The sequence below is a fragment of the Pseudarthrobacter siccitolerans genome, from assembly GCF_030823375.1.
Lineage (GTDB): Bacteria > Actinomycetota > Actinomycetes > Actinomycetales > Micrococcaceae > Arthrobacter > Arthrobacter siccitolerans_A.
In genome coordinates, this window is the sequence record NZ_JAUSXB010000001.1 from 311,104 (window position 1) to 330,659 (window position 19,556).

17 protein-coding genes are annotated in these 19,556 nt (G+C 65.6%); 13 read left to right on the forward strand and 4 right to left on the reverse strand.

Annotated features, from left to right (window positions below):
- The first annotated feature begins 10 nt into the window (after positions 1 to 10).
- The 13 genes from uvrA to QFZ36_RS01440 all read left to right on the forward strand — a co-directional run bounded on the left by uvrA (position 11) and on the right by QFZ36_RS01440 (position 14,636).
- Positions 11 to 2,935, forward strand: coding sequence for an excinuclease ABC subunit UvrA (uvrA, locus tag QFZ36_RS01380; protein ID WP_306633318.1), 2,925 nt, complete (start codon positions 11 to 13; stop codon positions 2,933 to 2,935).
- A 79-nt stretch (positions 2,936 to 3,014) separates the two neighbouring features.
- The gene (locus QFZ36_RS01385) at positions 3,015 to 3,731 is read left to right on the forward strand and encodes an HAD hydrolase-like protein (protein WP_306633320.1); all 717 of its coding nucleotides are present in this window, start codon (positions 3,015 to 3,017) and stop codon (positions 3,729 to 3,731) included.
- On the forward strand, positions 3,718 to 4,386 hold the full coding sequence (locus tag QFZ36_RS01390; protein WP_306633322.1) for a lysophospholipid acyltransferase family protein: 669 nt from the start codon (positions 3,718 to 3,720) through the stop codon (positions 4,384 to 4,386). Before QFZ36_RS01385 ends, QFZ36_RS01390 begins: the two co-directional genes overlap by 14 nt.
- Positions 4,387 to 4,501: 115 nt before the next feature.
- The gene (gene uvrC, locus QFZ36_RS01395) at positions 4,502 to 6,586 is read left to right on the forward strand and encodes an excinuclease ABC subunit UvrC (protein WP_306633323.1); all 2,085 of its coding nucleotides are present in this window, start codon (positions 4,502 to 4,504) and stop codon (positions 6,584 to 6,586) included.
- Positions 6,587 to 6,696: 110 nt separating this feature from the next.
- Positions 6,697 to 7,620: an RNase adapter RapZ gene (gene rapZ, locus QFZ36_RS01400; protein ID WP_306633324.1), complete on the forward strand. Its 924-nt coding sequence runs from the start codon at positions 6,697 to 6,699 to the stop codon at positions 7,618 to 7,620.
- The gene (locus QFZ36_RS01405) at positions 7,620 to 8,636 is read left to right on the forward strand and encodes a gluconeogenesis factor YvcK family protein (RefSeq protein ID WP_306633325.1); all 1,017 of its coding nucleotides are present in this window, start codon (positions 7,620 to 7,622) and stop codon (positions 8,634 to 8,636) included. Before rapZ ends, QFZ36_RS01405 begins: the two co-directional genes overlap by 1 nt.
- Positions 8,637 to 8,645: 9 nt before the next feature.
- The gene (gene whiA, locus QFZ36_RS01410; protein ID WP_306633326.1) at positions 8,646 to 9,626 is read left to right on the forward strand and encodes a DNA-binding protein WhiA; all 981 of its coding nucleotides are present in this window, start codon (positions 8,646 to 8,648) and stop codon (positions 9,624 to 9,626) included.
- Between the two features lie 99 nt (positions 9,627 to 9,725).
- The gene (locus tag QFZ36_RS01415; RefSeq protein ID WP_306633327.1) at positions 9,726 to 10,352 is read left to right on the forward strand and encodes a superoxide dismutase; all 627 of its coding nucleotides are present in this window, start codon (positions 9,726 to 9,728) and stop codon (positions 10,350 to 10,352) included.
- 261 nt (positions 10,353 to 10,613) lie between these two features.
- A complete protein-coding gene (gene gap, locus QFZ36_RS01420) occupies positions 10,614 to 11,624 on the forward strand; it encodes a type I glyceraldehyde-3-phosphate dehydrogenase (protein WP_050055344.1) in 1,011 nt (336 codons plus the stop codon).
- 10 nt (positions 11,625 to 11,634) lie between these two features.
- Positions 11,635 to 12,861 carry a phosphoglycerate kinase gene (locus tag QFZ36_RS01425; protein WP_306633328.1) on the forward strand — a complete coding sequence of 409 codons (1,227 nt, stop codon included), beginning with the start codon at positions 11,635 to 11,637 and terminating at the stop codon, positions 12,859 to 12,861.
- A gap of 147 nt (positions 12,862 to 13,008) precedes the next feature.
- Positions 13,009 to 13,824, forward strand: a complete 816-nt coding sequence (tpiA, locus tag QFZ36_RS01430) for a triose-phosphate isomerase (protein WP_306633330.1) — start codon at positions 13,009 to 13,011, stop codon at positions 13,822 to 13,824.
- A gap of 49 nt (positions 13,825 to 13,873) precedes the next feature.
- Positions 13,874 to 14,131: a preprotein translocase subunit SecG gene (gene secG, locus QFZ36_RS01435; protein ID WP_050055341.1), complete on the forward strand. Its 258-nt coding sequence runs from the start codon at positions 13,874 to 13,876 to the stop codon at positions 14,129 to 14,131.
- Positions 14,132 to 14,243: 112 nt separating this feature from the next.
- Positions 14,244 to 14,636 (forward strand): RNA polymerase-binding protein RbpA, encoded by a 393-nt coding sequence (locus QFZ36_RS01440; protein WP_306633332.1) that lies wholly within the window; start codon positions 14,244 to 14,246, stop codon positions 14,634 to 14,636.
- On the opposite strand, the gene pgl is transcribed toward QFZ36_RS01440, so the two are convergent.
- From pgl to QFZ36_RS01460, 4 genes are read right to left on the reverse strand one after another with little or no spacing between them, the layout of a single operon-like run.
- The gene (gene pgl, locus QFZ36_RS01445; RefSeq protein ID WP_306633334.1) at positions 14,589 to 15,407 is read right to left on the reverse strand and encodes a 6-phosphogluconolactonase; all 819 of its coding nucleotides are present in this window, start codon (positions 15,405 to 15,407) and stop codon (positions 14,589 to 14,591) included. The genes QFZ36_RS01440 and pgl overlap by 48 nt on opposite strands.
- Entirely contained in the window at positions 15,397 to 16,338 is a 942-nt protein-coding gene (locus QFZ36_RS01450; protein WP_306633336.1) for a glucose-6-phosphate dehydrogenase assembly protein OpcA, read from the reverse strand. The genes pgl and QFZ36_RS01450 overlap by 11 nt, the downstream gene beginning before the upstream one ends.
- Positions 16,335 to 17,906: a glucose-6-phosphate dehydrogenase gene (gene zwf / locus QFZ36_RS01455; RefSeq protein ID WP_306633338.1), complete on the reverse strand. Its 1,572-nt coding sequence runs from the start codon at positions 17,904 to 17,906 to the stop codon at positions 16,335 to 16,337. Before zwf ends, QFZ36_RS01450 begins: the two co-directional genes overlap by 4 nt.
- Before the next feature lie 15 nt (positions 17,907 to 17,921).
- Positions 17,922 to 19,556: a glucose-6-phosphate isomerase gene (locus QFZ36_RS01460; RefSeq protein WP_306633340.1), complete on the reverse strand. Its 1,635-nt coding sequence runs from the start codon at positions 19,554 to 19,556 to the stop codon at positions 17,922 to 17,924.

Genomic DNA, 19,556 nt, shown 5'->3' on the forward strand with positions numbered 1-19,556 from the left:
GCATTAGTGGGTGCCTAAAGCCGTAGCTGAAGAATCTGCCCTCCAATCCGTTGTCGTTTCGCCCGCCCGATCCGCCACACCAAAGCGCCCGGACCTGTCCCGCCTTGTGGTCAAGGGCGCACGGGAGCACAACCTGCGCAACGTGGACCTGGACCTGCCTCGGGACGCAATGATCGTCTTCACAGGGTTGTCCGGCTCCGGCAAATCATCCCTCGCCTTCGACACCATTTTCGCCGAGGGCCAGCGCCGCTACGTCGAGTCGCTCTCCGCGTACGCCCGCCAGTTCCTGGGCCAGGTGGACAAGCCCGACGTCGACTTCATCGAGGGGCTCTCCCCGGCCGTCTCCATCGACCAGAAGTCCACCAGCAAGAACCCCCGCTCCACTGTGGGAACCATCACCGAGATCTACGACTACATGCGCCTGCTCTGGGCGCGCGTGGGCCGGCCGCACTGCCCTGTCTGCGGGGAGCCGGTAGCCAAGCAAACGCCGCAGCAGATCGTGGACCAGTTGCTGGAGCTGGACGAGGGAACCCGTTTCCAGGTCCTCGCCCCCGTGGTGCGCGGCCGGAAGGGGGAGTTTGTCGATCTCTTCAAGGAACTCACGGCCAAGGGCTACTCCCGCGCCCGGGTGGACGGAGACCTCGTCCAGCTCAACGACCCGCCCAAGCTGGGCAAGCAGTTCAAGCACACCATCGAGGTGGTGGTGGACCGCCTGGTGGTCAAGGAAGGCATCAGCCAGCGCCTCACCGACTCCATCGAAACCGCCCTTGGCCTTGCCGAGGGCAGGGTCCTCGCCGAATTCGTGGACCTGGAGGCCGATGACCCGCACCGGCTCCGCGCCTTCTCCGAGAACCTGGCCTGCCCCAACGAACACCCGCTGGCCATCGACGAAATCGAGCCCCGGTCCTTCTCCTTCAACAACCCCTTTGGCGCGTGCGCGGCCTGCAGCGGCATCGGCACCAAGCTGGAGGTGGACGAGGAACTCATCGTCCCCAATCCCGAGCTTTCGCTGTCCGAGGGCGCCATCGCCCCCTGGTCCCTGGGTACTGCCACCACGGAGTACTGGAACAGGCTCCTGGAGGGCCTCGCGAAAGAACTCGGGTTCTCCATGGATACGCCATGGGAGAAGCTGGGCAGCGATGTCCGCCAGACGGTCCTGCACGGCAAGGACCACAAGGTGGTGGTGCAGTACCGGAACCGGTTCGGCCGGGAACGGAAATACAGCACCGGCTTTGAAGGTGCCATCCAGTACGTCCACCGGAAGCACGGCGAGACGGACTCCGAATGGGCCCGCGACCGCTACGAAGAGTACATGCGGCAGATTCCGTGCCCCGCCTGCAACGGCGCCCGCCTCAATCCTGCCTCCCTGTCCGTGCTCATCAACGGAAAGTCGATTGCCGACGTCGCCGCCCTTCCCATGCGTGACTGCGCTGATTTCCTGAACAACCTCGTGCTGACCGGCCGCGAAGCCCAGATCGCACATCAGGTCCTGAAGGAGATCCAGGCACGGCTGACCTTCCTGCTGGACGTCGGGCTGGAATACCTGAACCTCGAACGGCCGTCAGCCACCCTGTCCGGCGGCGAGGCCCAGCGCATCCGCCTGGCCACGCAGATCGGTTCCGGCCTGGTGGGCGTCCTGTACGTGCTGGACGAACCGTCCATCGGGCTGCACCAGCGGGACAACCGCCGCCTCATCGACACCCTGACCAGGCTCCGCGACATGGGCAACACCCTCATTGTGGTGGAGCACGACGAAGACACCATCCACGTGGCCGACTGGGTGGTGGACATTGGACCGGGCGCCGGCGAACACGGCGGCCAGGTGGTCCACTCCGGCTCGTACAAGGACCTGCTGGAGAACACCGCCTCGCTGACGGGGGACTACCTGTCCGGGCGCAGGAAGATCGAGATCCCCAAGAAGCGCCGGAAGTACGACAAAAAGCGTGAACTGAAGGTGGTGGGCGCCCGGGAGAACAACCTCCTGAACGTCGACGCCGCGTTCCCGCTGGGCCTCTTCACCGCCGTGACCGGCGTCAGCGGTTCCGGCAAATCCACGCTGGTCAACGAAATCCTGTACAAGGTGCTGGCCAACAAGCTCAACGGCGCCAAGCAGGTGGCCGGCCGGCATAAAACGGTCCAGGGCCTGGAACACCTGGACAAGGTGGTGCACGTTGACCAGAGCCCCATCGGCCGGACGCCACGCTCCAACCCGGCCACCTACACCGGCGTCTTTGACAACATCCGCAAGCTCTTCGCGGAGACCACCGAAGCTAAGGTCCGCGGCTACATGCCCGGACGCTTCTCCTTCAACGTCAAGGGCGGGCGGTGCGAGGCATGCTCCGGTGACGGAACGCTGAAGATCGAGATGAACTTCCTGCCGGACGTTTACGTGCCCTGTGAGGTTTGCCATGGCGCGCGCTACAACCGCGAAACGCTGGAAGTCCATTACAAGGGCAAAACAATTGCGGATGTGCTGAACATGCCCATCGAGGAAGGCGCAGAGTTCTTCGCGGCGTTCTCCCCAATCGCGCGTCACCTGAACACGCTGGTTGACGTGGGCCTGGGGTATGTCCGGCTCGGCCAGCCTGCCACTACGCTGTCCGGCGGCGAGGCCCAGCGCGTCAAGCTGGCAGCCGAACTGCAGAAGCGGTCAAACGGCCGTAGCGTCTATGTCCTGGATGAGCCCACCACGGGCCTGCACTTCGAGGACATCCGCAAGCTGCTGATGGTGCTGCAGGGCCTGGTGGACAAGGGCAACACGGTGATCACGATCGAACACAACCTGGACGTCATCAAGAGTGCTGACTGGATTGTGGATCTTGGTCCGGACGGCGGTTCGGGGGGCGGCCAGGTTGTCGCTGCCGGCACGCCCGAGCAGATCGCCAAGTCCACTGACAGCCACACGGCAGCTTTCCTCGCCGAGATACTGCCGTAGACCGCTCCGCCCTCCGGGAAATATTCCGTGGCGGGAATGCGAGTTTCAGGCATCAGTGCTGTCATGAGAAACTAACCCGGTGACTCAAACAACAGTGCCCGTGATCTTTGACCTGGACGGCACTCTTGTCGACCCGGCCGGTGGGATAACAGATGGAATTGCTGCCGCCCTGCAGGGGCTGGGGCTTCCGGTTCCCGGCCAGGACCTGCTCGAAGCAATGATCGGCCCGAAGCTGAGCGATTCCCTGCTGAACGTGGCCCGGGTTCCGGCCGAACTCCTGGACGACGTTATCCGCCGCTACCGGGAGTACTACGTGGCCACGGGGATCGGCCAGAGCCGCCTTTATCCGGGCGTCCTCGAAGTCCTGGAGCAATTCGCCGCGGCAGGACGGCCGATTTCCGTGGCCACTCAGAAACCCCAGGGGTTGGCCCGCACGGTCCTGGGCTACCACGGGATCGACGGGATGTTCGAGGGGATCCACGGTTCGGCAGATGACGAGTCCGCCGTGGAAGGTGTTCCGCTCGGAAAGACGGAGATCATCGCTGCCGCCCTCAAGGACCTGGGCACGCAACACGCCTTGATGGTAGGAGACCGCGCGCAGGACGTCGCCGGTGCCCTTGCCAACGGCCTGGACTGCATTGGAGTCGCCTGGGGATTTGCCCCCAACGGGGAACTGGAGTCCGCCGGCGCCGTTGCCGTAGTGGAGACCGCCAGCGAGCTGGTGACCACCATCGATCGCCTTGAAGCCGTTCACGCGGCCGCGATGAGCGGGGTGACCAACGATGGCACTGTTTGACGCTGTCCGCTGGACCACGCGGACCCTGATCTCCGGCACCTGCCGGCCCACCGTCGTCGGCTTGGAAAATGTTCCCGCCGACGGCCCCTTCATTGTGGCCCCCAACCACCTCTCGTTTTTTGACAGTGTCATTGTCCAGGCACTGATGCCCCGCCCGGTCGCGTTCTTTGCGAAGGCCGAGTACTTCACCACCGGCGGCGCCAAGGGCAAGGTCATGAAAGCGTTCTTCGAATCCGTGGGCTCCATACCCGTGGAACGCGGGGAGCAGGCCGCCAGCGTGCAGGCGCTCAAAACGCTCATGGACATCCTGGAGTCCGGCAAGGGGATCGGCATCTATCCCGAAGGCACCCGGTCCAGGGACGGCATCCTCTACCGCGGACGCACCGGCGTGGGCTGGCTGGCGCTGACCACTGGCGCCCCTGTGATCCCGGTGGGCCTCATCGGGACCGAAAACCTGCAGCGCGCCGGTGAAAGCGGTGTCCGGCCGCAGCACTTCATCATGAAGGTGGGGGAGCCCCTGTACTTCGACAAGACGGGCCCGGACCATTCGCTGCCGGCCCGCCGGGAAGTGACGGACCGCGTGATGGACGCGATCGCCGAACTCAGCGGCCAGGAACGCTCCTCCAGCTACAACCAGAGCAAAACCATCGAGTAGCGGGACCGGAGGAACTGCTGCCTCCTCTTGCCCCGTACGGCCCCGCCTGCGCAGGCCGGCAGATCATCCCACGCTGCTGGCCACTGCACCCCGCGTGCCTCAGTAGAATGGATAGGTGGCAAATCCAGCAAGTTACCGGCCCCAAACGGGCGAGATTCCCACCAATCCGGGGGTGTACCGGTTCCGCGACCCCAACGGCAGGGTTATCTATGTGGGCAAGGCGAAGAGCCTCCGCTCCCGGCTGAACTCGTACTTCGCCAACCCGGCCGGGCTCCTGCCCAAGACGTATGCCATGGTCCATGCCGCCAGCAGCGTGGAATGGACAGTGGTGGGCAGCGAGCTGGAGTCGCTGCAGCTGGAATACACGTGGATCAAGGAATTCAAACCGCGGTTCAACGTCGTCTTCCGTGACGACAAGACGTACCCCTACCTCGCCGTGACCATGGGCGAAAAGTATCCGCGGGTGCAGGTGATGCGCGGAGACAAGCGTAAGGGCACCCGCTATTTCGGCCCGTACACCGCCGGAGCCATCCGGGAAACCATGGATACCCTCCTGCGCGTCTTCCCGGTCCGCAGCTGCAGTGCCGGCGTGTTCAAGCGCGCCGAGGCCAGCGGCAGGCCCTGCCTGCTCGGCTACATCGATAAGTGCTCCGCCCCCTGCGTGGGCCGGATCTCCGCGGACGACCACCGGGACCTGGCGGAGGATTTCTGCGCCTTTATGGGCGGCGAAGCCAAACGCTTCATCAGCAAGCTGGAAAAGCAGATGGCGGAAGCGGTGTCCGAGCTGAACTACGAGCGGGCCGCCCGCCTGCGCGATGACATCACCGCGCTCCGGAAGGTCTTTGAACGGAACGCGGTGGTGCTCGCGGAAGACACCGACGCTGACGTCTTTTCCCTCCACGAGGACGAACTGGAAGCCGCCGTCCAGGTATTCCATGTCCGTGGCGGCCGGATCCGCGGCCAGCGCGGCTGGGTGGTGGAGAAGGTGGAGGATTCCACCACGCCGGACCTGGTGGAGCACCTCCTGCAGCAGGTGTACGGGGACGAAGGGCAAAGCCATGGCAGGCTGCCCCGCGAAGTCCTGGTTCCCGTTGCGCCCAGCAACCAGGCGGAGCTCACGGAATGGCTCGGCGGCATGCGCGGCGCGAAGGTGGACATCCGCGTGCCTCAGCGCGGGGACAAAGCCGCGCTGATGTCCACGGTCCGCGAAAACGCCGAACATGCCCTCAAGCTCCACAAGACGCGGCGCGCCGGCGACATCACCGTCAGGTCCCAGGCGCTGCAGGAACTCCAGGAGGCGCTGGACCTGCCCGTACCACTGCTGCGGATCGAATGCTTTGACGTCTCGCACGTTCAGGGCACCAACGTGGTGGCGTCCATGGTGGTGGTGGAGGACGGGCTGCCGAAGAAATCCGACTACCGGAAATTCTCCATCACCGGGGCCGCGGCCTCCGATGACACCGCTGCCATGCACGATGTCCTGACCCGGCGGTTCCGGCACTACCTGAAGGACAAGTCGGCGCAGGTGGACGAATCCGTCCTGAACACGAGTGAGCTTGACGCCGCAGGCGCTGGCCAGGCCGAACCCGGCTACCCAGACCCCATCCCGGCAGAAACCACCTCCGCAGACCACAGCAAGGCAGAAACCAGATTCGACAGCGCCCTGCTGGACACCACCACGCCCGCTCCCCGGGCCAAGTTCGCCTACCCGCCCAACCTGGTGGTGGTGGACGGCGGCAAGCCCCAGGTTAACGCAGCGGCCCGCGCCCTCGCCGACCTCGGCATCGACGACGTATACGTGGTGGGCCTCGCCAAGCGGCTGGAGGAAGTCTGGCTGCCGGACAGCGACTTCCCGGTGATCCTGCCGCGGACATCCCAGGGCCTGTACCTGCTGCAGCGCATCCGGGATGAGGCCCACCGGTTCGCGATCTCGTTCCACCGGCAAAAGCGGGGCAAGGCCATGACCGTCTCCGCCCTTGACGGGGTACCGGGTCTCGGCGCCTCCAAGCGGAAGGCCCTCCTGGCGCACTTCGGATCCGTGAAGGGAGTCAAGTCGGCCTCCGCGGAAGAACTTTCCGAAGCGAAGGGGATCGGACCTGCCCTCGCGGGCGCCATCGTGAACCATTTCTCGGCCGCCGGACCGGAGGCAGCCACCGTACCTGCCATCAACATGACCACCGGTGAAGTCATCGAATCCTAGTGACACCGCTGAAACTTAGCGGAGTTCGAAGATTCTTAGCTAGGGTTGGGGAGGGGTGCGGGCCAACGCGGGCCACCCCACCAGGCAACTGACGAAACGGGGCGGACTTAATGGCAGACACAACGGCGGAATCCGGAGCAGGGGAGGACGGGATGCAACCCGTCAAGCCGCTCGAAGCGGAACTGCTGGTGGTCACCGGGATGTCCGGAGCGGGGCGGAGCACGGCGGCGGACGCGCTGGAGGACCACGGCTGGTACGTCGTGGAAAACCTGCCGCCGCAGATGCTGGGCACCCTCGCCGAACTCGTCTCGCACGCACCGCAGTCCATCCCGCGGCTGGCCGTGGTCATCGACGTCCGCAGCAAGGGCCTCTTTGCGGACATCCGCGCGGCCCTTGGAGCGCTGGCCGCCAGCGGCGTCACCTTCCGGGTCCTTTTCCTCGACGCCAGCGACAACGTGCTGGTCCGGAGGTTCGAACAGGGACGCCGGCCGCATCCCCTGCAGGCCGGCGGCCGCATCCTCGACGGCATTGCCGCCGAACGGGAGCTGCTGCAGGAACTGCGCGACAGCTCCGACGTCGTCCTGGACACCTCGGGCTACAACGTCCACGGCCTCGCCACCGCGATCACCGAGCTCTTCAGTGAAACAGGGCCGGTGGCCCTGCGGCTGAACGTCATGAGTTTCGGCTTCAAGTACGGCCTGCCCGTGGACGCAAACTACGTGGCAGACGTCCGGTTCATCCCCAACCCGCACTGGGTGCCCCAGCTGCGCCCGCACACCGGGCTGGACAAGGACGTCAGCGACTACGTCCTCGAAGCCGAAGGGGTCAAGAACTTCGTGGACCGCTACGTGATGGCGCTGGAACCGGTCCTGGACGGCTACCGCCGCGAGAACAAGCACTATGCCACCATCGCCGTGGGCTGCACCGGCGGCAAACACCGCTCGGTGGCGGTCGCCGTCGAACTTTCCAAGAAGCTGGCCCAGTTCCCCCGGGTCACCGTGACCACCACGCACCGGGACCTGGGCCGCGAGTAATGTCGCTGTTCACAGGGGCCCTGCCGCTGGTTCCACCGGCCGGAACAGCCGGGAACCAGCAGGACAAGGGGCCAAATGTTGTTGCACTCGGCGGCGGGCACGGCCTGTCCGCGTCCCTCTCGGCGCTGCGCCTGCTCACCACGGAACTGACGGCCATCGTCACGGTAGCGGACGACGGCGGATCTTCCGGGCGCCTGCGGGACGAGTACGGTGTCCTCCCGCCGGGGGACCTCCGGATGGCCCTCTCCGCCCTCTGCGACGACACGGACTGGGGCCGCACGTGGCGGGACGTGATGCAGCACCGTTTCCGCCCCGGAAAGGGACCGGGCGGCTCGCTGGACGACCACGCCACCGGCAACCTGCTGATCGTTACCCTGTGGGAACTGCTCGGTGACGCCGTCGCTGGCCTCCGGTGGGCGGGGGCGCTGCTCGGTGCCCGCGGCCAGGTCCTGCCCATGTCCACGGAGCCGCTGACCATCGAAGGCGACGTCCGGGTCAACGCCCCCAACGGCACTTCCCAGCTGCAAACCATCTACGGCCAGGCACGCTGCGCCGTAGCCGGTTCGCTGGAAGCGGTGCGCCTCCTGCCGGAAGCCGCGCCCGCCTGCGCTGAGGCGCTCTCGGCCATCGAACTGGCGGACTGGGTGATCCTGGGACCGGGCTCCTGGTACACCTCCGTGTTGCCGCACCTGCTGCTCCCGGAGATGCGGGAGGCGCTGTGCGATACGCCGGCCAAGCGCCTCCTCACCATGAACCTGGCCACGGACACCAAGGAAACGTCGGGCATGACGGCTGCCGACCATCTTCACGTCCTGCGCCGGTACGCCCCCGACTTCAGCGTTGATGTCGTGCTGGCCGACCCCGCGTCGGTTCCCGACCTGCCGGAGTTCGAGAAGGCCGCCGCGATGATCGGAGCCGAGGTGGTCTTGGGTAAAGTAGGGGCGTCGGGCCGCCGGCCTGTCCATGACCCCCTGCGTCTGGCCACGGCGTACCACGACATTTTCGGGAACAGTTAGGAAGGTGCCATGGCACTGACAGCATCAGTCAAGGAAGAACTTTCCCGTCTGGATATCAAGAAGTCATCAGTCCGGAAAGCGGAAGTTTCAGCCATGCTGCGCTTCGCCGGCGGGCTCCACATAATTTCCGGCCGGATTGTCATCGAGGCCGAGGTGGACCTGGCCTCCACGGCCCGCCGCCTCCGTGCGGCCATCGCCGAAGTCTACGGGCACCAGAGCGAAATCATTGTGGTGTCGGCCGGGGGACTGCGCCGCGCCAGCCGCTATGTGGTCCGTGTGGTGCGCGACGGCGAGGCGCTGGCCCGCCAGACGGGCCTCCTCGACGGCCGCGGACGCCCAGTGCGGGGGCTGCCGTCCGCCGTCGTCAACGGCTCTGCCGCCGACGCCGAAGCGGTGTGGCGGGGCGCTTTCCTGGTCCACGGCTCACTCACCGAACCCGGGCGCTCCTCGTCGCTGGAAGTCACCTGCCCCGGCCCGGAATCGGCGCTGGCACTGGTTGGTGCGGCACGGCGCCTCGAGATCCAGGCGAAGGCACGCGAGGTCCGGGGAGTGGACCGTGTGGTCATCCGCGACGGCGACACCATCGCGGCGCTCCTCACCCGCATGGGCGCCCACGATGCCCTGATGGTGTGGGAAGAGCGCCGGATGCGCAAGGAAGTACGCGCCACTGCCAACCGGCTCGCCAATTTCGACGACGCCAACCTGCGCCGCTCGGCCCAGGCCGCGGTGGCCGCAGGTGCCCGCGTTGACCGGGCGCTGGAGATCCTGGGCGACGATGTCCCCGAGCACCTGAAGTACGCCGGCGAACTGAGGGTGGCGCACAAGCAGGCCAGCCTGGACGAACTGGGCCGCCTGGCCGATCCCGTCATGACCAAGGACGCCATCGCCGGAAGGATCCGCCGGCTGCTGGCCATGGCGGACAAGCGTGCCCTTGACCTGGGAATTCCCGGAACCGATGCCAATGTGACGCCTGAAATGCTGGACGAGTAACAGGCCCATAGAATCAAAAAGATTCCGGGTGCCAGACGCCCGGATGCACAATCCGAGAGAAACCAACCGGACCGAGGGTCCACGATATTGGAGGATTTTGTGACCGAGTACGTACTGCCTGAACTCAGCTACGACTACGCTGCCCTGGAGCCGCACATTTCTGCGCGCATCATGGAGCTGCACCACAGCAAGCACCACGCCACCTACGTGGCCGGCGCCAACAACGCCCTGGCCCAGCTGGCCGAAGCCCGCGAGTCCGGTAACTTCGCCAACATCAACCGGCTGTCGAAGGACCTCGCGTTCCACACCGGCGGGCACGTCAACCACTCCGTGTTCTGGAACAACCTGTCCCCGGACGGCGGCGACAAGCCCGAAGGCGAGCTGGCAGCAGCGATTGACGACGCCTTTGGTTCCTTCGACGCGTTCCGTGCCCAATTCTCCGCAGCCGCGCTCGGCCTGCAGGGTTCCGGCTGGGGCTTCCTGGCCTACGAGCCCATCGGTGGAAACCTGGTTATCGAGCAGCTCTACGACCAGCAGGGCAACACGGCACTGGGCACCACCCCGCTGCTCATGCTGGACATGTGGGAGCACGCTTTCTACCTGGACTACGTCAACGTCAAGGCCGACTACGTCAAGGCCTTCTGGAACATCGTCAACTGGGCCGACGTCGCCAAGCGCTTCGAGGCTGCACGCAGCAACGCCACGGGCCTCATCACCCTCCCGTAGTGACGAGCGCTACACGCGCCTGTAACAAACTTCACATTCGGACTTAAACCAACCGCAATGTGGACCGTCCGCCCCCGCACTTGCGGGGGCGGACCCAGTTAAACGTAAGATAGGTCACGGAAGGCGGTTAGCCTTCAGCAATGAGGCTGGTCGCCCTCCGTCTGTAAATCATCTCTGCCCAATGGCGTGCGGGATCTGTTAGTTGGCTTGAACGCCCGCTCAACTAGTTGTGCTTCTGAAAGCACCAAGGAGACTGAAAAAGTGACGACCCGTATTGGTATCAACGGCTTTGGCCGTATTGGCCGCAACTACTTCCGCGCAGCACTCGCACAGGGCGCGGACCTGGAGATCGTTGCAGTCAACGACCTCACCAGCCCGGAGGCCCTGGCCCACCTGTTCAAGTACGACTCCGTCGGCGGCCGCCTGAAGGAAACCATCGAGGTCAAGGACGGCAACATCGTCGTCAACGGCAACGTCGTCAAGGTACTGGCAGAGCGCGATCCCGCCAACCTCCCGTGGGGCGAGCTCGGCGTGGACATCGTTATCGAATCCACCGGCTTCTTCACCAAGGCCGCGGATGCCCAAAAGCACATCGATGCAGGCGCCAAGAAGGTCCTGATCTCCGCCCCCGCCTCGGATGAGGACATCACCATCGTGATGGGTGTCAACCACAACCTCTACGACAACGCAACGCACCACATCATCTCGAACGCCTCGTGCACCACCAACTGCCTGGGCCCGCTGGCCAAGGTGGTCAACGACGAGTTCGGCATCGAGCGTGGCCTGATGACCACCGTTCACGCCTACACTGCAGACCAAAACCTGCAGGACGGCCCGCACAAGGACCTCCGCCGTGCGCGTGCCGCCGCCGTCAACATGGTTCCCACCTCCACCGGTGCTGCCAAGGCCATCGGCCTGGTCCTGCCCGAGCTCAAGGGCAAGCTGGACGGCTACGCCATCCGCGTTCCCGTCCCCACCGGCTCCGCCACCGACCTCACCGTCACCGTCTCCCGTGAGACCACCGTGGAGGAAGTCAACGCCGCCCTCAAGCGTGCCGCTGAGTCCGAGGAACTCCAGGGTTTCCTGACCTACACCGATGAGCCCATCGTCTCCTCCGACATCGTCGGCGACCCCGCCTCGTCGATCTTCGACTCCGGCCTCACCAAGGTGATCGGCAACCAGGTCAAGGTTGTTTCCTGGTACGACAACGAATGGGGCTACTCCAACCGGCTCGTTGACCTTACGGAGCTTGTCGCGTCCAAGCTGGGCTAGGGTTAGACACATGACATCTCACACCCTCAACGAACTGATCGCTGAAGGTGTCCGCGGGCGGTACATTCTGGTTCGAAGTGACCTGAATGTGCCGCTCGACGGCTCTACAGTGACTGACGACGGCCGGATCAAGGCCTCACTGCCAGTGCTGCGAAAGCTCACGGACGCCGGTGCCCGCGTGCTGGTAACAGCCCACCTCGGACGCCCCAAGGGCGCCCCGGAGGAAAAGTACTCCCTGCGCCCGGCGGTCACCCGCCTGGCCGAACTGGCCGACGTCAAGGTGACCCTGGCCGCGGACACTGTGGGCAGCTCCGCCAAGGAAGCTGCAGCCTCCCTCCAGGACGGTGAAGTGCTGGTCCTCGAGAACGTGCGCTTCGATGCCCGCGAAACCAGCAAGGACGACGCCCAGCGCGGCGCCTTCGCTGACGAGCTGGTGGCCCTCACCGGCGATAACGGAGCCTACGTGGATGACGCCTTCGGCGCCGTCCACCGCAAGCACGCCAGCGTGTACGACGTCGCCACCCGGCTGCCGTCCTACCAGGGCGACCTGGTGCACACCGAGGTGGAGGTGCTGCGCAAGCTGACCACTGACACCCAGCGCCCCTACGTGGTGGTGCTCGGCGGTTCAAAGGTCTCAGACAAGCTCGCTGTCATCGAGAACCTGCTCGGCAAGGCAGACACCATCCTGGTGGGCGGCGGCATGCTGTTCACCTTCCTCGCCGCGGCTGGCCACAAGGTTGCTTCCAGCCTGCTGGAAGAAGACCAGATTCCCGTGGTCCAGGACTACCTGAAGCGCGCAGCCGACGCCGGCACGGAATTTGTGGTGCCCACGGACGTGGTGGTGGCGGAGAAGTTTGCTGCTGACGCCGCCCACGAGACCGTGGCAGCAGAAGCCATCGAAAGCAGCAGGTTCGGCGCCCAGGGGATTGGCCTGGACATCGGACCCGACTCGGCAGCTGCTTTCGCCGAGCGGATCAAGGGTGCGAAGACTGTCTTCTGGAACGGGCCCATGGGTGTCTTCGAATTCGAGGCCTTCTCCGCCGGCACCCGGGCCATCGCCCACGCGCTCACGGAAACCGGGGCGTTCACGGTAGTCGGTGGCGGCGATTCCGCCGCCGCTGTCCGCACCCTCGGGTTCGCCGATGACCAGTTCGGGCACATTTCCACCGGCGGCGGCGCCAGCCTGGAATACCTCGAAGGCAAGGAACTTCCGGGGCTCAGCGTCCTCAACCGATAGAAACAGCGTCCGGCAGCAGTACGGCAGGAGTACGCCGGCAGCGGCGCCTGCCGCTGCCGGCGCCGGGATCTTTCGTCCTCCGGCCGGCAGGTTGCCACGCGGCAGCCTGCCGGCCGAACACATATCAAGAACTTTTTTGGAGAATACGTGACTTCGTCAACGAACGGCGCTTTTGACCGCAAGCCCTTCATCGCGGGCAACTGGAAAATGAACATGGACCACGTCCAGGGGATCACCCTCCTGCAGAAACTTGCCTGGACGCTCTCGGATGCCAAGCACGACTACAGCCGGGTTGAGGTTGCGGTTTTCCCGCCGTTCACCGATCTGCGGGGTGTGCAGACCCTGGTCCAGGGCGACGACCTGGACGTTGCCTACGGCGGCCAGGACCTTTCCCAGTTCGACTCCGGCGCCTACACCGGCGACATCTCCGGCCAGTTCCTGAACAAGCTGGGCTGCCGGTACGTCCTGGTGGGCCACAGCGAACGCCGGACCATCCACAATGAGTCCGACGACGTCCTCAACGCCAAGGTTAAAGCTGCCTTCAAGCACAACCTGGTTCCCGTGCTCTGCGTCGGCGAAGGCCTGGAGATCCGCCAGGCCGGCACGCACGTCGAGCACACGCTGGCCCAGCTCCGCGCCGGCGTGGCCGGGCTTAGCCCGGAACAGGCCGCCGAGCTTGTGGTGGCGTACGAACCCGTCTGGGCCATTGGCACGGGCGAGGTTGCCGGCCCGGGAGATGCGCAGGAACTGTGCGCCGCCATCCGCGCCGAGCTTGAGTCCCTCTTCGGAGCCGACACCGCCGCCAAGACCCGCCTGCTGTACGGCGGTTCGGTCAAAGCCAACAACGCCGCCGCCATCCTGAAGGAACGCGACGTGGACGGCCTTCTGGTAGGCGGTGCGAGCTTGGATCCGGCCGAGTTTGCTAATATTGTCAGGTTCGAGAGTCACCTGGTGACGGACTAGTCCGTCCCGGCACGCACCTCCCGCAATTCCAACTTTCTGAAAGGCCGTCGTGGACGTTCTTCATGTCATTCTGCAGATCCTCCTTGGCATCACCAGCCTCCTGCTGACGTTGCTGATCCTCCTCCACAAGGGACGGGGCGGCGGACTGTCGGACATGTTCGGTGGCGGCATGAGCTCAGGTCTGAGCTCCTCAGGGGTGGCAGAGCGGAACCTGAACAGGTTCACCATCATCCTCGGCGTCACCTGGGGCATCGTGATCATAGCTCTGGGACTGATTATGCGTTTCACCGGCAGCGGCGACTCCTGATCCCCGAATAAAACGATCTGCGCGGACACTGCCGCCGCGCCGGTCCGCGAACTAAACTGTGGCTGTCGGTTCCCCGGCAGCCACAGTTCTGTTTTAAGAGGCAGGTGTCCCGATGATCCATCCAACATCAGGTTTCCGGGGCACCCGCGCGGGCGCAACGGCAGGAACAGGAAGCAGCCTCCAGAGCGGGGACCAGGGGAACAGCCTTCCACGGATCCGGATCTCGTACTGGTGTGCCAAAGGGCACGAAACGCAGTTGGTCTTCTTCAAACTCCCGGAGGACCAGATCCCGGCCGTGTGGGATTGCAGGCGCTGCGGGGTGGCGGCGGTGCGGGACGGCGTGGCGCCCGCCGATGCGGACAGCCTTGACGACGGCTACAAGAGCCACCTGGAGTATCTTAAAGAGCGTCGCTCCAGCCAGGACGCCGAAGACCTCCTGGCTGGAGCGGTGGAAAAGCTACGCGCCCGCAGCGTCCTTCCGGACGAGCTGCTGGGGGACGCGTGACGCAGCGTTTTCATCGATCAGCCACAGCGTCCGCGATGTACCGCGCGGACCGGCGGCAGGGACCTGTACAGGGTTGGCACCTGCCAGGGCCAACCCCACAGCGCCGGCCTTGTCCTCGCCAGCCACCACCATCCACACTTCGGCCGCCGTATTGATGGCCGGCAGCGTGAGGGACACACGCAGGGGAGGCGGCTTGGGCGAATTGCGGACGCCCACCACGGTGTTGGCTTTCTCCCGGATGGCGGCCTGCTCGGGGAACAGTGACGCAATGTGCGCGTCCGGTCCTACGCCCAGCAGGACCACGTCCAGGCGGGGGAGTGCGGAGGGCTCCTCCGGCCGGTCATCGGACATGTCGGCTGCGTGCTCTGCGGCTGCCGCTTCCCGCAACCGCCGGGCGTAGTCCTCGGCGGCTTCCTCAGGGCTGCCGAAGTGGTCCGAGGACCCGGGCTCGTGGATCCGCCCAGGGTCCACCGGGATATGCGCGAGCAGTGCGTCATACGCCTGCGTGGTGTTCCGGTCAGCATCGCCGGAAGCGACGAACCGTTCGTCGCCCCACCAGAAATTCACTTTGGACCAGTCCACAGCGGGAGCGGCCGGAGAGTCTGCAACAGCCTTCAGCGTGCCGATGCCCATCGTGCCGCCGGTCAGCACCACGGTGGCTTCACCGTACTTGTCCTGCACATCAACAAGCTTCGTAATCAGGCGGGCCGCGATGGCCGCCATCAGCACCGACGAATCAGGATGAATGCTTACTCTTGGCTCAACGCTCACTGGGTCGGACGCTCCTTAGATTGGTTCGTGGCAGTCCCATAGTAATCACTTCGCCAAATACTTCATCCGGGTCCAGGCGGCGCAGTTCCTCGGCCAGGCAGTCGCGCAGGCTGCGGCGGGGCAGCGAAATCCGTTGGGCGGGCTGGCCCGGCTGGGTCAGTTCGGCGACGGACAATCCCGGGCGGAAGAGCTGGACATCGCCGCCGGGGCGGGAGAGCCGGACGCGGCGGATGCCGGTTCCGGCCGGGTCCGCCACGATGGTCACCGGTGCTTCCAGCGCAAGGGTAAGCCAGGCCGCGAGGAGGATGGTGCTCGGGGAGTCCGAGGCACCCTCGACGGCGACGGCGGTTACCGGGGAGGAGTCCACTTCGTCCAGGGCGGCGGCGAGCTGGATCCGCCAGTTGGTCAGGCGGGTCCAGGCCAGGTCCGTGTCCCCGGCGCGGTAGGTTTTGTGGATTCTCTCCAGTGCTGCCTGCGGGTCCGGTTCATTGGCGGAGTCTGTGATCCGGCGGTGTGCGATCTTCCCAATGGAAGTTTCGCAGGCGTTCTCCGGGGCGCCGTGCGGCCACCAGGCCACAATCGGTGCGTCCGGGAGCAGCAGCGCGGCCACCAGGGATTCGTTTTCGTGGGCGAGCTTTCCGTAGCCGCGCAGTACGATCACCTCGGAGGCGCCGGCGTCCCCGCCCACCCGGATCTGGGCGTCCAGCTTGTCCTCGGCGGCGGAGCCTGCATCAGCCAGGACGATGATGCGGCAGGGGTGTTCCCGGCTGGCATCGTTTGCTGCCTCGATCGCTTCTTCCTCGAGCCCGGACTTGGTGACCACCACAAGGGTCAGCACCCGGCCCAGCGCGATCACGCCGCCCTGGTCACGCAGTGCCATCAGCTTCTTGGAAACCTTTGAGGTGGTGGTGTCCGGCAGGTCTACAATCATGGCCTTCTCCAGGTTCGTCCGTCACGGGCCAGCAGCTCATCGGCAGAGGCGGGGCCCCAGCTGCCCGGGGCGTAGGGTTCCGGCTGTTCGTTCAGCTGCTCCCAGTATTCCTCGAACGGGTCAAGGATCTTCCAGGACAGCTCTACTTCCTCATGCCGCGGGAACAGCGGCGGCTCGCCCAGGAGCACGTCCAGGATCAGCCGCTCGTATGCCTCGGGGCTGGACTCGGTGAACGAGTGGCCGTAGCCAAAGTCCATGGTCACATCACGGACTTCCATCTGCGTGCCGGGCACCTTCGAACCGAACCGGATGGTCACGCCCTCGTCGGGCTGGACCCGGATCACCACGGCGTTCTGGCCGAAGTCATCCTCCCCGTGATCGCGGAACAACAGGTTGGGGGCGCGCTTGAACACCACGGCGATCTCGGTGACACGCCGGCCCAGGCGCTTGCCGGCCCGCAGGTAGAACGGCACGCCGGACCAGCGGCGGGTGTGGATGTCCACCCGGATCGCGGCGAACGTCTCTGTGGTGGAATCGGCAGGGATGCCCTCTTCCTCCAGGTAGCCCTGGACCTGTTCCCCGCCCTGCCAGCCGCCGGCGAACTGGCCGCGAGCAGAATGCGTGGACAGGTCTTCGGGCAGCTTGACGGCGGCGAGGACCTTTTCCTTCTCCGCACGGAGGTCATCGGCGTTGAAGGAGATGGGCTCCTCCATCGCGGTCAGGGCCAACAGCTGGAGCAGGTGGTTCTGGATGACGTCGCGGGCCGCGCCCACGCCGTCGTAATACCCTGCACGGCCGCCGGTGCCGATGTCCTCGGCCATGGTGATCTGGACATGGTCCACATAATTGGCGTTCCACAACGGCTCGAACAGCTGGTTCGCGAACCGCAGCGCCAGGATGTTCTGGACCGTCTCTTTACCCAGGTAGTGGTCGATCCGGAACACAGCATCGGCCGGGAACACCGACTCCACAATGTCGTTCAGCTTCCGCGCCGACTCAAGGTCATGCCCGAACGGCTTCTCGATCACCACGCGGCGCCACTTGTCACCTTCGGCCTGCGCCAGGCCGTGCTTGGACAGCTGCCGGCAGACCTGCTCGAACGCCTTCGGCGGGATCGAGAGGTAGAACGCGTGGTTCCCCCGGGTGCCGCGGACGTCGTCGAGTTCCTTGATGGTCTCGCCAAGACGCTCAAAGGCGCCGTCGTCGTCGAACTCACCCTGCACAAAACGGATGCCCTCGGACAGCTGGTTCCACACCGCCTCGTCAAATGGCGTACGTGCGTAGGCCTGCACGGAAGCCTTCACCTCAGCGGCGAAATCCTCCTTGTCCCACTCACGCCGGGCAAAGCCCACCAGCGCGAAGCTCGGCGGCAGCAGCCCGCGGTTGGCGAGGTCATACACGGCCGGCATGAGCTTCTTGCGGGCAAGGTCACCGGTCACCCCGAAGAGCACCAGCGAGGACGGACCGGCAATCCGGTTCAGGCGGCGGTCACGCGGATCCCGCAGCGGATTACGCAGCGGTTTGCCGGGACGGGTCCCGGATGACCTGCCGTATTCAGTTTCTGGCATGGTTGCTTTAGTGCCTTAGCTCTCGGTAACGGAGGCTGACCTGGCGGACAGCGCAGCAATGATGTCCCGCAACTGTGCCACACCGGCTGCCCGGTCGGTCAGGTGCAGGCGAAGCACAGGACGCCCGTGCTCACTGAGGACCTGGGCATCGCCAGCGGCCTGCGCGGCAATCAGCTTCCCGAAGGTGAAGGGACGCTCCGGAATGGCAAGGTCTTCAGCCGAAGCCGCGGTGACCTGGAGGAACACACCAATCGCGGGGCCGCCCTTGTGGAACTGCCCGGTGGAGTGCAGGAAGCGAGGTCCCCAGCCGAACGTTACGGGACGGCCGGTGACGGCGGCGAGCTCATCGCGGACGCCTTCCAGCTGTGCGAACGCCAGGCGGTCGAAGTAGGCCTGGACGCTGAGGTAGCTGTCCGCCTCGAGGGTGTCCAGCAGCGCACGCACTGCCTCTTCGGCCGTTGCTGCGCTGCCAAGCCACTCTCCGCCACGGACCTCGATGGCACCGTCAACGAAAGCCGCCGCCGTGGGTTCGGGTTGCGCGTCCAGCAGGCCGCGGGCGGCCACCTTGGCAGCCTCAACGTCAGGCTGGTCGAACGGATTGATGCCCAGCAGGCGGCCGGCCACAGCCGTGGCAAACTCCCAGACCATCATCTGGGCGGCCAGCCCGCCGGCGATCGCAACCTGGTTGTCACCGAGTTCGACGTCGGCGTCCGCGGCTACCAGGCGGACCACCAGCACGTCCTCGGCGCCGGAGGACACCTCCGGTGAGGTGGGACCTGCCACCACCGGCAGGACGCCGGTGCCGAGCTTGCCGGTGGATTCGGCGATGAGCTGCTCGGCCCAGTCGGCGAAGCCCACAATCCCGGAACCGTCCTCGGCGATGATGATCTTATTGCGCAGCGGGCTGGTACCGCCCAGGGCGGTACCCAGTGCCAGGCCGATGTTCTCGGGCGCATCCTCGTTGAGGACCTCGGCTGCTTCCTCGGCCTCGTCCAGGAAAGCCTGGATGTCCACGCCGGCCAGGCCGGACGGCACCAGGCCGAAGGCGGTCAGGGCGGAGAAGCGGCCGCCGACGTTCGGGTCGGCGTTGAAGACGGCCCGGTAGCCGGCCTCGCGGGAGGCCTTGTCCAGCGGCGAGCCGGGGTCAGTGACGATGATGATCCGGCTGGCGGCATCGAGGCCGGCGTCGTTGAACGCCTTCTCGAAGACCCTCCGCTGGGAATCAGTCTCAACGGTGGAACCGGACTTTGAGGAAACCACGATGGCGGTCTCTGCAAGCCGGTCCGCCAGGGCAGCACGGACCTGGTCCGGGTCCGTGCTGTCCAGCACAGTCAGCTCGACGCCGGCGGTTCCGGCGATAACCTCAGGAGCCAGCGAGGATCCGCCCATGCCGCAAAGCACGATGCGGGTTACACCCTCGGCCCGGAGGGCGTCGCGGAGCTCCAGGATCTCCTGCACCAGTGCCTGCGAGACGGTGGCCGCCTCAACCCAGCCGAGGCGGATGGCCGACTCTGCTTCGGCGTCGGGACCCCACAGCGTGTGGTCCTTCGCAAAGATCCGGGTGGCGATCCGGTCCTCCACCAAGGCGGGAAGGTGCTGGTCAAGTGCCTGCTGCGCGGCACCGGTGGCTTCGTAGCTGAGTGTGCTCAT

Coding starts and splice junctions, on each gene's coding strand:
- QFZ36_RS01390 (WP_306633322.1), top strand. CDS start 3,718: ATGGCACTGTTTGACGCTGTCCGCTGGACCACGCGGACCCTGATCTCC.
- rapZ (WP_306633324.1), top strand. CDS start 6,697: ATGGCAGACACAACGGCGGAATCCGGAGCAGGGGAGGACGGGATGCAA.
- QFZ36_RS01405 (WP_306633325.1), top strand. CDS start 7,620: ATGTCGCTGTTCACAGGGGCCCTGCCGCTGGTTCCACCGGCCGGAACA.
- whiA (WP_306633326.1), top strand. CDS start 8,646: ATGGCACTGACAGCATCAGTCAAGGAAGAACTTTCCCGTCTGGATATC.
- QFZ36_RS01425 (WP_306633328.1), top strand. CDS start 11,635: ATGACATCTCACACCCTCAACGAACTGATCGCTGAAGGTGTCCGCGGG.
- QFZ36_RS01440 (WP_306633332.1), top strand. CDS start 14,244: ATGATCCATCCAACATCAGGTTTCCGGGGCACCCGCGCGGGCGCAACG.
- QFZ36_RS01450 (WP_306633336.1), bottom strand. CDS start 16,338: ATGATTGTAGACCTGCCGGACACCACCACCTCAAAGGTTTCCAAGAAG.
- zwf (WP_306633338.1), bottom strand. CDS start 17,906: ATGCCAGAAACTGAATACGGCAGGTCATCCGGGACCCGTCCCGGCAAA.
- QFZ36_RS01460 (WP_306633340.1), bottom strand. CDS start 19,556: ATGAGCACACTCAGCTACGAAGCCACCGGTGCCGCGCAGCAGGCACTT.